This window comes from uncultured Pseudoflavonifractor sp. (genome assembly GCF_944387275.1).
Taxonomy (GTDB): Bacteria; Bacillota; Clostridia; order Oscillospirales; family Oscillospiraceae; genus Pseudoflavonifractor; species Pseudoflavonifractor intestinihominis.
Genome location: NZ_CALXEG010000064.1, coordinates 1 through 11,907, shown reverse-complemented (window position 1 = coordinate 11,907; position 11,907 = coordinate 1). Strand labels below are relative to the sequence as shown.

At 65.0% G+C, this 11,907-nt stretch carries 13 protein-coding genes; 7 read left to right on the top strand and 6 right to left on the bottom strand.

Translation table 11 applies throughout. From position 1 onward, the window contains the following. Both Q0K23_RS12305 and ricT read left to right on the top strand, forming a co-directional pair. On the top strand, nt 1-695 hold a 695-nt coding region (locus Q0K23_RS12305; RefSeq protein WP_294522774.1), incomplete at its 5' end, for a DNA polymerase III subunit delta. Between the two features lie 69 nt (nt 696-764). Next, nucleotides 765-2,168 (top strand): regulatory iron-sulfur-containing complex subunit RicT, encoded by a 1,404-nt coding sequence (gene ricT / locus Q0K23_RS12740; protein WP_367179082.1) that lies wholly within the window; start codon nt 765-767, stop codon nt 2,166-2,168. A 627-nt stretch (nt 2,169-2,795) separates the two neighbouring features. Here ricT and Q0K23_RS12295 read toward each other — a convergent pair. The 6 genes from Q0K23_RS12295 to rpmH form a co-directional block, all read right to left on the bottom strand. After that, nucleotides 2,796-3,290, bottom strand: coding sequence for a hypothetical protein (locus tag Q0K23_RS12295; RefSeq protein WP_294522771.1), 495 nt, complete (start codon nt 3,288-3,290; stop codon nt 2,796-2,798). A gap of 127 nt (nt 3,291-3,417) precedes the next feature. Then, nucleotides 3,418-4,209, bottom strand: a complete 792-nt coding sequence (gene jag / locus Q0K23_RS12290) for an RNA-binding cell elongation regulator Jag/EloR (RefSeq protein WP_294522768.1) — start codon at nt 4,207-4,209, stop codon at nt 3,418-3,420. Nucleotides 4,210-4,241: 32 nt separating this feature from the next. Beyond that, entirely contained in the window at nt 4,242-5,690 is a 1,449-nt protein-coding gene (locus tag Q0K23_RS12285; protein ID WP_294522765.1) for a YidC/Oxa1 family membrane protein insertase, read from the bottom strand. Between the two features lie 99 nt (nt 5,691-5,789). After that, nucleotides 5,790-6,008, bottom strand: a complete 219-nt coding sequence (yidD, locus tag Q0K23_RS12280) for a membrane protein insertion efficiency factor YidD (RefSeq protein WP_294522763.1) — start codon at nt 6,006-6,008, stop codon at nt 5,790-5,792. Further along, on the bottom strand, nt 6,005-6,352 hold the full coding sequence (gene rnpA / locus Q0K23_RS12275; protein WP_294522760.1) for a ribonuclease P protein component: 348 nt from the start codon (nt 6,350-6,352) through the stop codon (nt 6,005-6,007). Before rnpA ends, yidD begins: the two co-directional genes overlap by 4 nt. A 161-nt stretch (nt 6,353-6,513) precedes the next feature. Next, nucleotides 6,514-6,648 (bottom strand): 50S ribosomal protein L34, encoded by a 135-nt coding sequence (rpmH, locus tag Q0K23_RS12270; protein WP_006570963.1) that lies wholly within the window; start codon nt 6,646-6,648, stop codon nt 6,514-6,516. 345 nt (nt 6,649-6,993) lie between these two features. On the opposite strand from rpmH, the gene dnaA reads away from it, so the two are divergent. From dnaA to recF, 5 genes are all read left to right on the top strand, one after another. Beyond that, nucleotides 6,994-8,316, top strand: a complete 1,323-nt coding sequence (gene dnaA, locus Q0K23_RS12265) for a chromosomal replication initiator protein DnaA (protein ID WP_294522738.1) — start codon at nt 6,994-6,996, stop codon at nt 8,314-8,316. A gap of 339 nt (nt 8,317-8,655) precedes the next feature. After that, nucleotides 8,656-9,768 (top strand): DNA polymerase III subunit beta, encoded by a 1,113-nt coding sequence (gene dnaN, locus Q0K23_RS12260; protein WP_294522736.1) that lies wholly within the window; start codon nt 8,656-8,658, stop codon nt 9,766-9,768. Between the two features lie 2 nt (nt 9,769-9,770). Continuing rightward, nucleotides 9,771-10,232, top strand: coding sequence for a thioesterase family protein (locus Q0K23_RS12255; protein WP_294522733.1), 462 nt, complete (start codon nt 9,771-9,773; stop codon nt 10,230-10,232). After that, nucleotides 10,219-10,431: an RNA-binding S4 domain-containing protein gene (locus Q0K23_RS12250; protein ID WP_006570970.1), complete on the top strand. Its 213-nt coding sequence runs from the start codon at nt 10,219-10,221 to the stop codon at nt 10,429-10,431. Before Q0K23_RS12255 ends, Q0K23_RS12250 begins: the two co-directional genes overlap by 14 nt. Next, nucleotides 10,428-11,531, top strand: coding sequence for a DNA replication/repair protein RecF (gene recF, locus Q0K23_RS12245; protein WP_294522726.1), 1,104 nt, complete (start codon nt 10,428-10,430; stop codon nt 11,529-11,531). Before Q0K23_RS12250 ends, recF begins: the two co-directional genes overlap by 4 nt. Nucleotides 11,532-11,907 lie beyond the last annotated feature (376 nt).

The window sequence follows — 11,907 nt, the reverse complement described above, 5'->3', positions numbered from 1 at the left end:
TCCGCCCCAACGAGGCCGGGCGCAAGGTGTACATCCTGGAAAACGCCCAGACCATGAACGCCAGCGCCCAGAACGCCATGCTCAAGCTGCTGGAGGAGGGGCCGCCCTACGCCGCCTTCCTCCTCCTCACCGACAACGCCGCCGCCCTGCTCCAGACCGTCCGGTCCCGGTGCGAGACATTGACGCTCTCCCCGGTGACCGAGGCCGAGGCGGAGGCCTGGCTGATGGGCAAGTATCCGGACAGGCCAAGGGAGGCTCTCTCCCAGGCCGCCCGCCGGTGCGAGGGCCTGCTGGGCCGGGCCGTGGAGGAGCTGGAGGGCGCCGCCGGCGCCGACGATCAGGCCCGCACCGCCGCCCCCCAGCTGATCGCCCGGCTGTCCGCCGGGGACGAGCTGGCCCTGATGGAATTCTGCATCTCCCTGGAGAAGTGGGACCGGGACAGCCTGGCCGCCCTGTTCTCCGAGGGGGTCCTGCTGCTGCGCCACGCCCTGGTGCTCCAGACCGGCGGGGACTGCGGCGAGACCGACCCGGACCGCCGCGCCGCCGCTGCCAACGCCGCCCGCGCCCTGTCTCCCAGGGCCCTGCTCTCCGCCGTGGACGTGCTGGAGAAGCTGCGCGCTTCCTGCGCCTTTAACGTGGGCGCGGGACACCTGGCCGGCTGGCTGTGCGCCGCCCTGGCCCGCTGCCGGGGGTAAGGGCCTATTTCCGCCGCCATCGGGCGGCCCTATTCTGAACGCGCGCCCAGGTGGGCGCTGGAGGTACCTATGACCGAAATCATCAGCGTCCGCTTCAAGAGCGGAGGCAAGGAGTACTACTTCGACCCCAGGGGCACCCAGGTCCGGGCCGGACAGGGCGTCATCATTGAGACCTCCCGGGGCATCGAGTACGGCGAGTGCGCCAAGGGCAACACCATGGTGGAGGACGAGAGCGTGGTGGCCCCCCTCCGCCCCCTGGTGCGCATCGCCACGGAAAAAGACCTGGACATCGTCTCCCGCAACCGGGAGAAGGAGAAAAAGGCCTTCCAGATCTGCCAGGAGAAGATCGCCGCCCACGGGCTGGACATGAAGCTGGTGGAGGTGGAGTACAACTTCGAGGGGAACAAGATTCTCTTCTTCTTCACCAGCGAGGGCCGGGTGGACTTCCGCGCCCTGGTGAAGGACCTGGCCGGCGTGTTCCACACCCGCATCGAGCTGCGGCAGATCGGCGTCCGGGACGAGGCCAAAATGCTGGGCGGCCTGGGCATCTGCGGCCGTCCCTTCTGCTGCGCCTCCTTCCTGGACGACTTCCAGCCCGTGTCCATCAAGATGGCCAAGACCCAGAGCCTGTCCCTCAACCCCACCAAGATATCGGGCACCTGCGGGCGGCTCATGTGCTGCCTGAAGTACGAGCAGGACGCCTATGAGGACGCGGTGAAGCGGATGCCCAAGAACGAGAGCTTTGTGGAGACCCCCGAGGGCGTGGGCACCGTGTCCCAGGTGAACCTGCTGCGGGAGACGGTGAAGGTGCGGCTGGACGACGCGCCGGAGAACCCCCGCTGCTTCCACAACTGCGAAATCTGTGTGGTGCGCAACGGCAAGGGCAAGCGGCCGGAGGGGTATGTGCCCCCGCCGCCGGAGGAGCTGGCCAAGCTGCGCAAGGTGACCCCGCCGCCGGAGGACCCGGAGGAGCGGCTGCGCAGCAGCCTGGGCACCGCCCTCACCGGTCTGGGGCTGACCGCCTCGGTGCGTGCCGAGGGGGAGAAGCAGGCCGAGGGCGCCAAGCCCGGCCGGAGCCGCAGCCGGAACCGGAACCGGGGCGGCGAGGGCAAGGTCGAGCAGCCTGCCCGCCAGGGCCAGGAGGCCCGGCCCCAGAAGAAGCAGGAGAGCAAGCCCCGTCCCGAGCAGAAGAAGGCCGAGCCCAAGGCCCTGCCCGAGGGCAAGCCCAAGCAGGAGAAGCGGCCGGACAAGCCCCAGCAGAGGCCCAGAGGGGACAAGCCCAAACAGGAGCGGCCTCCTCAGCAGGCCCAGCAGCAGCCCAGGCCCAAGGCTGAGACCAAGCCCGCCGAGGCGGTGAACACCGAGGGCGCCGCCGAGGGCGGCGAGAAGAAGTCCACCCGGCACCGCCACCGCCGGTACCGTCCCCGCCCCAAGGGGGAGGGCGGCGGCAATCCCCCCGCGCCCCAGGGCTAAGAAATATACAAACGCGGCGTCTCGTCTTGAGACGCCGCGCTTTTTGTTAAATTGAGTCTTTTCCAGGGAGAACGGCCTCCGGCGGCCTACTTTCCAGCGAGGGAAAGTAGGCAAAGCTCGCCAGGGGGCAACAGGCGCGGAAGGGCCCTTCCAGGGCCAAACGCGCCCGTTTCCCCCTGGGACCCCCTTCGGAGACGCGGCTTGCGGCGGTGGTGTCCAAAAAGCCAACGTATTTGAGAGCAGTTACTATGCCGGTTCGGTGCCCAGCGTACCGTTACTGCATCGCCCGAGCAGAGTTACCCGCCCAGACTTGTGAGCCGCTGCAATTCAATGACCTTTCTCAATGCCGCACAAAGTCTCTGCGCCGTGTTTCAGTCTCTGCCCGAGGCAAGTGAGGTGGCTGCTTTTCGGGGGCCCCACACGAGCCCAGCGGAGCGGGTCGTGTGGGGAGAGGACGAGCAGCGGAGTGAGCGAGGCCTGCCGCTTGCGGCGGGACGAGGGATACAAAGCTTGCGAGGACGAGGGGGGAAGGTGGCATTTGCGGAGCAAATGACGGATGAGGGGAACCGCGGACATCGTGCAGCCTGTAAGGACGAGGGGCGGAGAGCGGAAAGGCTGGAGGCCGCCCTACACCAGGCCGTACTTCCGGCACACGGCCCGATATGCCTCCCGGTCCCCGGCGCAGTCGCTCAGCGCCCGCAGCAGCTCCGCCAGGGTATCCAGATCCGCCCCGCTCAAAGGCAGCTCCAGAGGCGTAATCTTCATCTGTTCCTGGGCGTCGGCGGCGGAGTAAGCCCCGGTGTAGGCGTACACTCCGATGCGGTCGGTGAGGGCGTGGAGGTTGCCCGAGTTTGGGTCACGGTCAAAGGTCTGGAGAGACAGAAGAAACTCCGTCTCCCCACGCCGGACGCACACCCACATCCAGTCCCGCAGATCGTAGGGCGGGGCCAGACGGCGGCCCGAGGTGTACCGCCCGATCCCCGATCCGCCGGGGCGGGGACCGGTGTCAAAGTCGGGCAGGGCCTTGAAATAGGCGGCCATCCTGTCCCGCTCCTGCCTCCGGGCCCGGCGGTACTGGTCCCGGAGGGCGGAAAAATCCGCCCCGTGGTCCGTGTCCCTCAAGGTCCTCTCCCCTTTCCAACGCTGTATCAGCCATAGGATACCACGCCCCAGGGCGGCGGAGCAATCCCCCCATGCAAAAAGCGCCGGAGACTGATGTCTCCGGCGCTTTTATCGCGGGTTATGGCGTTTACTGTCCCCGGTGCTCGCCCCGGCTGTAGGCCACCACGGTGCGGCGGTTGGGCTCGGTGCCGGTGGAGTAGGTGGTCACGTCGGGGTAGTCCTGAAGGGCGGTGTGGATCACGTGGCGCTCGTAGGCGTTCATGGGCTCCAGCGTCACGTTCCGGCGGTACTTGACCACCTTGCCCGCCACCTTCTGGGCCAGACGGGCCAGGCTCTCCTCCCGCTTGGCGCGGTAGCCCTCGGCGTCCACGTGGACCCGGACCCGGTGGGACTGGCCGTGGTTGACGGCGTAGTTGGTCAGCTGCTGGATGGCGTCCAGGGTCTCGCCCCGGCGGCCGATCAGACCGCCCAGGTGCTCGCCCAGCAGCTCCACCTCATAGGTGTTCTCCTCACCCAGGGTGACGGAGGGGACCGCGTCCGAACCCATGTGGGCCAGCAGGCCGGTCAGGAAGGTCTGAATCTTCTCTGCGCGCTCGTCGCCGTCCACAGCGGCGGCAGCGGGCTGAGCCTTGGGCTCCTCGGCCACAGGGGCCTTGGGAGCCTCCGGAGCGGCCTTGGGAGCCTCCTCCGCCACAGGGGCGGGGGCCTCGGCGGGCTTCTCCTCGGCCACGGGCTCCTCGTCGGGGGCCTCGTAGGTCACCTTCACCTTGGCCGGGGAGGCGCCGATGCCCAGGAAGCCGGTCTTGGCCCGCTCCAGCACCTCCACGGACACGTCGTCCCGGTCCATACCCAGCTTCTGGAGGGCGGCCTCAATGGCGGCCTCCTCGGTGCGGCCGGTGCTCTCAATATACTTCAGCATGCGCTGTTTTCTCTCCTTTTTGAGGAAAAGTGTCAGGACTGCTTTCCGTCCTCGCCGGAAGCGTCGTAGTTGGGGGCGTCATAGTGGGGGGTCTCAAAGCCGGGGGCCTGGGTGGTGCCGTCCTCCTGGGCAGGGGCCTCAGCGGGCTCCTCTGCGGGGGCCTGGGCGGGCGCGGCGGGGGCCTGCTCCGCCTTCAGTTCGTCCACGATCAGCTGGTCGGCGGCCTGCTCCAGGGCGGCCTCCTCCCGGGCGTCGGACTTGTGCTCCAGCTTCTTGTCCTGGGCGTTCTCCACCACAGTGCCGTTCAGCTCCTGATAGGGCGTGGGGCCGTCGGGGCTGAAGCGGTAGGGGTCGTAGGCACGGCCCCGGGCATAGGCACGGATGCCCACCCGGCTGGCCTCCCGGACAGCGGCGGGGATCTTGGTCTCATCCGGGTCCTTGGGGGCCTTGGGGGCCTTCTTCTTGCCCTTGTTGTTCTTGGCCTCCTCGATGCGGCGGGCACGCTCGGCCCGCTCCTCCTCCCGGCGGCGCTTCTCCTCTTCCTTCTCCTCGGCCTCACGGCGGGCGGCGGCCTCGGCCGCCTTCTCATAGTCCTTCTTCAGCAGCTTGCCGGCCAGGAACTCCTGGAGCATGGACAGCACGTTCTGGCTGATCCAGTACACGGACAGGCCCGCGGGCATGGCAAAGCCGATCCACAGGGACATGAGGGGGGAGATGATGAGCATGGTCTTGTTGGTGGAGTTGGCGGCGGCGTTGTCGGCCTGCCGGTTGATGGCGTTGGTCTTCATGGTGATGAAGGAGAAGATCAGGCCGGAGGCGGCGGACACGATGGGCATGAAGAACAGGCCGATGTGGGCCCAGTCCACGCTGCTCCAGGTCCAGAACTGCCACTGGGGCATCTGGGCCAGGTTCAGGCCCAGGAAGTTGAAGTTAATGACACGGGTGCCCTCGGCCACGGCCTGGACGGCGCCGATGTTATCGGGGGTGATGAGGGACGCCAGGTAGAGCTGGTTGTACCCGGTGTTGACGAAGTCGGCGGCCTCCTTGATCCAGCCGGCGGACACGGCGGCGTTGTTCCAGTCCACCACCCGGGCCACCTCGGCGATGACATCGGGGGTCAGGTTCATCAGGTAGGTCAGGGGCTGGCGGATGATGGCGTACAGGGGCAGCAGGATCACCAGGGGCAGCAGGCTCCACAGGCAGCCGCCCATGGGGTTGACCTTTTCCTTCTCGTAGAGCTTCTGTACCTCCAGATTGTACTTGTCCCGGTTGTTGCCGTACATTTTCTGGAGTTTCTGCATCTGGCCGTTGAGCATGTTCATCTGGATCATGGACCGCTTGGCCTTGATGGACAGGGGGAAGAGAATGACCTTGACCAGCACGGCGAAGAGGATCAGGGCGATGCCGTAGTTGTCAAAGAGCTCATAGAAGAGCATCAGGACCCATACAAAGGGGGTCAGGAGAAGCTGAATTCCTTGCATTGAATGGCCTCCAAAGTAAAATTTCGGGGCTGAAAAGGGGGATACCTCTCCCGTCAGGGCGCCAAAAGGGCGGCCCGGCTCCGGGGCGGACGCTCCGCCTCAGGGGACCGGGTCGTACTCAATGGACTTCTGCCGGTGAAAGGGCTGGCACCGCAGCAGCCGCCGCAGGGCCAGCAGGCCGCCCTTGAGCGCGCCGTACTTCTCCACCGCCTCCAGAGCGTACTCCGAGCAGGTGGGGATGAAGCGGCAGCAGGGGGGCCGCAGGGGGGAGATGCTGCGCCGGTAGAACCGGATCAGGTGCAGCAGCAGCCCCTTCATGTCCCGCTCCCGCTGAGAAGGCCCAGCTTGTCCGCCGTGCGGAGGAACTGCCGCTGGAGCTCGGCGTACCGGCTGTGGCAGGCCCGGACCCGGGCCACCACCACGATGTCGTACCCCGGGCGGATCTTGTCCTCGTTGGTGCGGTAGATCTCCCGCAGGCGGCGGCGGACCCGGTTGCGCACCACCGCCTTGCCCAGCTTGGTGCCGGTGGTGAAGCCCAGCCGGTTGTAGCCCAGCCGGTTTTTCCGGCAGTACACCGCCATGCAGGGGTTCACGGCGCTCTTTCCCTTGGCGTAGAGCCGCCGGAATTCGTGATTGAGTTTGAGAGAGACCGTGTGATCCATGCTGCGCCTTCCTTTTAGAAACGGGTTTTGGGGAGGGATGCCCCCTCCCCCGCCGGGAAAAGAGGGAAAACAGGGCGAATTTGTCCGCATGCTGCGCAGGGGCGGAAGGATATAGCTCCTCCGCCCCTCAAAAAAGCCCTATTTTCTTTTCCGCTGCCACCTTAGTGGGTGAGGCGGGCGCGGCCCTTCGCACGGCGGCGGGCCAGGACCTTGCGGCCGTTGGCGGTACGCATACGCTTGCGGAATCCGTGCTCCTTGGAACGCTGACGCTTCTTGGGCTGATAGGTACGAACCATCGTGTACACCTCCTGTTCGTTTAAAAAGCGGCCGGAGCCGCCCTCCACAACGGCCGGCAAAAAAAGCCCGGCCGCGGTCGTCAATTGGCATGCCTTTACACCCAAAAACCGGGTATAATAGTGCACTGGCTATTATAACCGAAAACAAAATCCCCTGTCAACTACTATTTTTGGAAGGAAAACAGAAAAAATTTCTCCATCCCACTATATCTTGTGGGTGTATCGAAAAATGCCACAAATCCCCTTAGTTCTTTATAGATGTGTAGGCGCAAAAAACATTGCTAGGGAGGTATTTTTTTGGTATACTCAAAGAGACGCATTTTTTTGCAAAAGGGGGTTTCACCCGTGAATTCACCGGCCGACATATGGGCCAAGGTTCTCTCCCTCATGGAAGCGGACATGACTGCCACAGCCATCAACACCTGGTTTGACGACTGCACCGCCGTGGCCTTGGAGGAGGACCGCTTCGTCATCCACTCGCCCACCAACTTCAAGCGGGACATCATCCGCAAGCGCTATGTCCCCGTCATCCAGAAGGCCCTCCACGAGCTCTTCGCCGCCGACTTCCAGGTGGAGGTCCTGGGCGAAGGGGAGCTGGACCACTTCACCGAGGCCGCCAAACCCGTGGACAGCACCTTCCTGCCCGGCACCGAGGAGTATACCTTTGAGCGGTTCGTGGTGGGCTCATCCAACAAATTCGCCCACGCCGCCGCCCTGTCCGTGGCCGACAAGCCGGGCAAGAGCTACAACCCGCTGTTCATCTACGGCGAGTCCGGCCTGGGCAAGACCCACTTGCTCTACGCCATCGCCCACCGCATCCACGCCACCCACCCCGACTTCCGGGTGGTGTACATCAAGGGCGACGCCTTCACCAATGAGCTGATCCAGGCCATCCGGGAGGGCCGCAACCAGGAGTTCCGGGAGAAATTCCGCTCCGCCGACGTGTTCCTCATGGACGACGTCCAGTTCATCGCCGGCCGGGAGAGCTCCCAGGAGGAGATGTTCCATACCTTCAACAACCTCTACGAGGCCGGCCGGCAGATCGTCTTCACCGCCGACCGCCCCCCCAAGGAGATGCTCCGCCTGGACGACCGGCTGAAGACCCGGTTCGAGTGGGGCCTGCCCGTGGACATCAAGCCCCCCGACTATGAGACCCGTGTGGCCATCATCAAGAACAAGGCCATCCGCCGGGGCATGAACCTGCCCGAGCCCGTGCTCAAGTACATCGCCGAGAACATCACCTCCAACGTGCGGCAGATCGAGGGCACCGTCAACAAGATCCTGGCCTTCCAGGAGCTGATGGGCGAGAGCGTGGACGTGGACACCGTCACCCGGGCCGTCCGGGACATGTTCAAGGAGAAGGCCGAGTTCCTGCCCTCCGCCGACGTGATCATCGAAGAGGTCTGCAAATTCTACAACATCGACAACGACGCCCTCCGGGGCCAGGGCCGCACCAAGGACACCGCCCTCGCCCGGCAGATGGCCATGTACCTGATCCGGCGCATGACCTCCCTGTCCCTCAAGGAGATCGGCAAGGAGTTCGACGGCCGGGACCACACCACCGTCATGCACTCCATCGAGCGCATCGAGAACCTGATGAAGTCCAACGCCGAGGTGGCCGAGATCATCAAGGACCTGAACACCAACATCAACGCCCGGTACGAATAAGCCCATAGGGCCCTTTTTCCCTGCGGAAAAGGGCCGGCCGCCGAATACCCTCTGATGCAGGATTTCCTGCACCCCGGTGATTACAGAGGGCTATCAAAATTATCAACATTCTGTGGACATGTGGAAAAGGGAAATGTGGATAACTTGCGCCCTTCCCCACGGCTGTGGAAAGCGGTGGATTTTCTCCACATACCCTGTGGACGGCCAAAGCCCTCCCGCTCTAAGGCTGGCGCAGTTTTTCCACATCCACATTCCCTACTACGGTTACTACGAATCTATATAGCCTCTCCTCTCCTGTCCGCCGCGGGAGCGGAGAGACGGAAACGGAGGTCCCATCCCATGAAATTCACCTGTGAGAAGGCCCTGCTCCAGTCCGCCATCTCCACCTCCAGCCGGGCCGTCTCCCCCAAGAGCTCCATCCCCGCTCTGGAGGGCATCCTGCTGGAGGCCGGCAGCGAACTGCGCCTCACCGGCTACAACCTGGAGACCGGCATCCGCACCATTGTCCCCGCCGACATCCAGAGCCAGGGCTCCCTGGTGCTCTCCGCCCGCCTCTTCGGCGAGATCATCCGCAAGCTGCCCGACGACACCGTCATCTTCACCGCCGAGAACTATATGGTCAACATCAAGTGCGGCATGAGCGAGTTCAACATCCTGGGCACCGACCCGGAGGAGTTCCCCGAGCTGCCCACTGTGGAGTATCAGAACTCCTTTGTCATCACCCAGGAGCGGCTCAAGGCCATGATCGGCCAGACCCTCTTTGCCGTCAGCGACAACGAGAGCCGGCCCATCCATACCGGTTCCCTCTTCGAGGTGGACGAAAACGGCCTGACCGTGGTCTCCGTGGACGGCTACCGGCTGGCCCTGCGCCACGAGCCCATCGACAAGAAGGAGGGCGAGAGCTCCTTCTCCTTCGTGGTGCCCGGCGCGGCCCTGAGCGAGGTGGAGAAGATCTGTTCCCAGGTGGACGAGCCCGCCTCGGTGACCCAGGGCGCCCGCCACGTCATGTTCAAGGTGGGGGACACCATGCTGGTGGCCCGGCGGCTGGAGGGCGAGTTCCTGGCCTACCGCCAGGCCGTGCCCCGCAACAACCCCATCCACATCGAGGGGGACACCCGGGCCCTGCTCTCCTCCATCGACCGCGTCTCCCTCATCATCAGCGACAAGCTCAAGAGCCCCCTGCGCTGCGTCTTTGAGGAGAACCTGCTGAAAATCTCCACCAAGACCGCCATCGGCGACGCCCGGGACGAGTGCCCCGTGTCCGGCGACGGCAAGGGCCTGGAGATCGGCTTCAACAACAAGTACCTGATGGACGCCCTCAAGGCCGCCCCCGCCGACCGGGTGCGGCTGGAGCTGTCCACCGGCGTGTCCCCCTGCGTCATCCTGCCCGACGACGGGGGCGACAACTTCCTCTATATGGTGCTGCCCGTGCGGCTGAAGGCAGGCGAATAACCGTGGAGCCCATCAAAATCAAGCCCTATCTGCGCAAGGTCCAGTTCTATGAGACCGACGGCATGGGCATCGTCCACCACGCCAACTACATCTACTGGATGGAGGAGGCCCGCACCGACCTGATGGATCAGCTGGGCTGGGGCTACGACAAGGCGGTGGAGGCGGGCATCGACTTCGCCCTCACCGAGGTGGACTGCCGCTACAAATCCATGACCCCCTACGGGGAGACGGTGGCCATCACCGTCACCGTCACCCGGCTCAGCCCCGCCCGGGTGGACCTGCACTACGACTTTACCAGCACCGCCGACGGCACCCTCAGGGCCGAGGGGGAGACCAGACACTTTTTCTACGACCGGGCCAAGGGCGCCCCGGTGGCCCTGAAAAAGGTCCTGCCTGAGGTGTACGAGCGTCTGGCGGCCATGCTGGGCCATCCGGAAGAGAGGAAACACAATGGAAAAGCATGAAGTGAAGATCACCACCGAGTTCATCAAGCTGGAGGGCCTGCTCAAGTTCTCCGGCGTGGCCGAGACCGGCGGCGAGGCCAAGAACATCATCCAGGCTGGGGATGTGTCCGTCAACGGCGAGGTGTGCACCATGCGGGGCAAGAAAATCCGCCCCGGCGACGTGGTCACCCTGCCCGGCCTGGAGCTGACCGTGGTATGATCGTAAAGTCCATCACCCTGGACTTTTTCCGCAATTACTCCCACCTGGAGACCGCTTTCTCCCCCGATGTGAACGTGATCTGCGGGGAGAACGCCCAGGGCAAGACCAATCTGCTGGAGGCCATCGGCTACCTGTCCACCGCCTCCAGCCGCCGGGCCCGGTACGACCGGGAGCTGATCGCCTTCGGCGCGGACCACGCCTTTGTGAAGGCGGAGGTCTTTTCCCGGGAAAGGGACTTCACCCTGGAGGCCCGGCTGTCAAGAGGCTCCCGGCGGCAGCTGCTGTCCAACGGCGTGAAGCTGAAGACCGCCGGGGAGCTGGCTGGGGTGCTCAACACCGTGTTCTTCTGCCCCGAGGACCTGATGCTCATCCGGGAGGGGGCTGCGGAGCGCCGCCGGTTTTTGGACGAGTGCATCTGCCAGCTCCGGCCCCGGTACGCCGCCGCCCTGGCCGAGTACCGCCGCCTCCACGAGCAGAAGACCCGCATCCTCCGGGACTGGGAGGAGAAGCCCTCCCTGCTGGACACCCTGGACGACTTCAACCTGCGCATGGCCCAGACCGGGGCCATCCTCATCCACTACCGGGCCCACTTCGTCCGCCGCCTGCGGGAGACCGCGCCCCCCATCCACCGGGAGTTCTCCGGCGGCCGGGAGGAGCTGGGGCTGAAGTACGAGACGGTGAGCACGGTCGTGGACCCGGAGGGGAGCGTGAAGGACATCCTCTCCGCCCTCATGGCCCACCAGGAGAGCCACCGCCGGGCGGAGCTGGAGTCCCGGCAGTGCCTGTCCGGACCCCACAAGGACGACCTGACCGTGGAGCTGGGGGGCGTGGCCGCACGGCAGTTCGCCTCCCAGGGCCAGACCCGCACCGCGGCGCTGTCCCTCAAGCTGGCCGCCCGGGAGATCTTTTACGGCGACACCGGCGAGTGGCCCGTGCTGCTGCTGGACGACGTGCTCTCCGAGCTGGACCAGCGGCGGCAGAGCTTCGTCCTCAACCGTATCAAGGGCGGACAGGTGTTCATCACCTGCTGTGAGGACGAAAAGCTGGAGCACCTGGAGGGCGGCAAAGTGCTGCGTATCCATAGCGGCGCGCTGGTGTGAGGGTTTCGGACGTTCCCCTCATCCGCCCCAGTGTGCGCACTGGGGCACCTTCCCCCCAGGGGGAAGGCTTGGGTTGCCTCGACCGGAGGCTGAAATACGGCGCAGAGACTGCGTGCGGCATTGAGAACGCCCCTTGAATTGCAGCAGCTCACAAGTCTGGGCGGGTAACTCTGCTCGGGCGATGCAGTTACGATACGAACCAGCCGAACCGGCATAGTAACTGCTCTCAAGTATGGCGGCTTCTTGGACACCACCGCCGCAATCCGCATCTCCGAAAGGGGGTACCAGGGGGAAACGGGCGCGTTTGGCGCTGAAAGGGCCCTTCCGCGCCTGTTGCCCCATGGCGGCTTTTGGGTACTTTTCGCCGGAGAAAAGT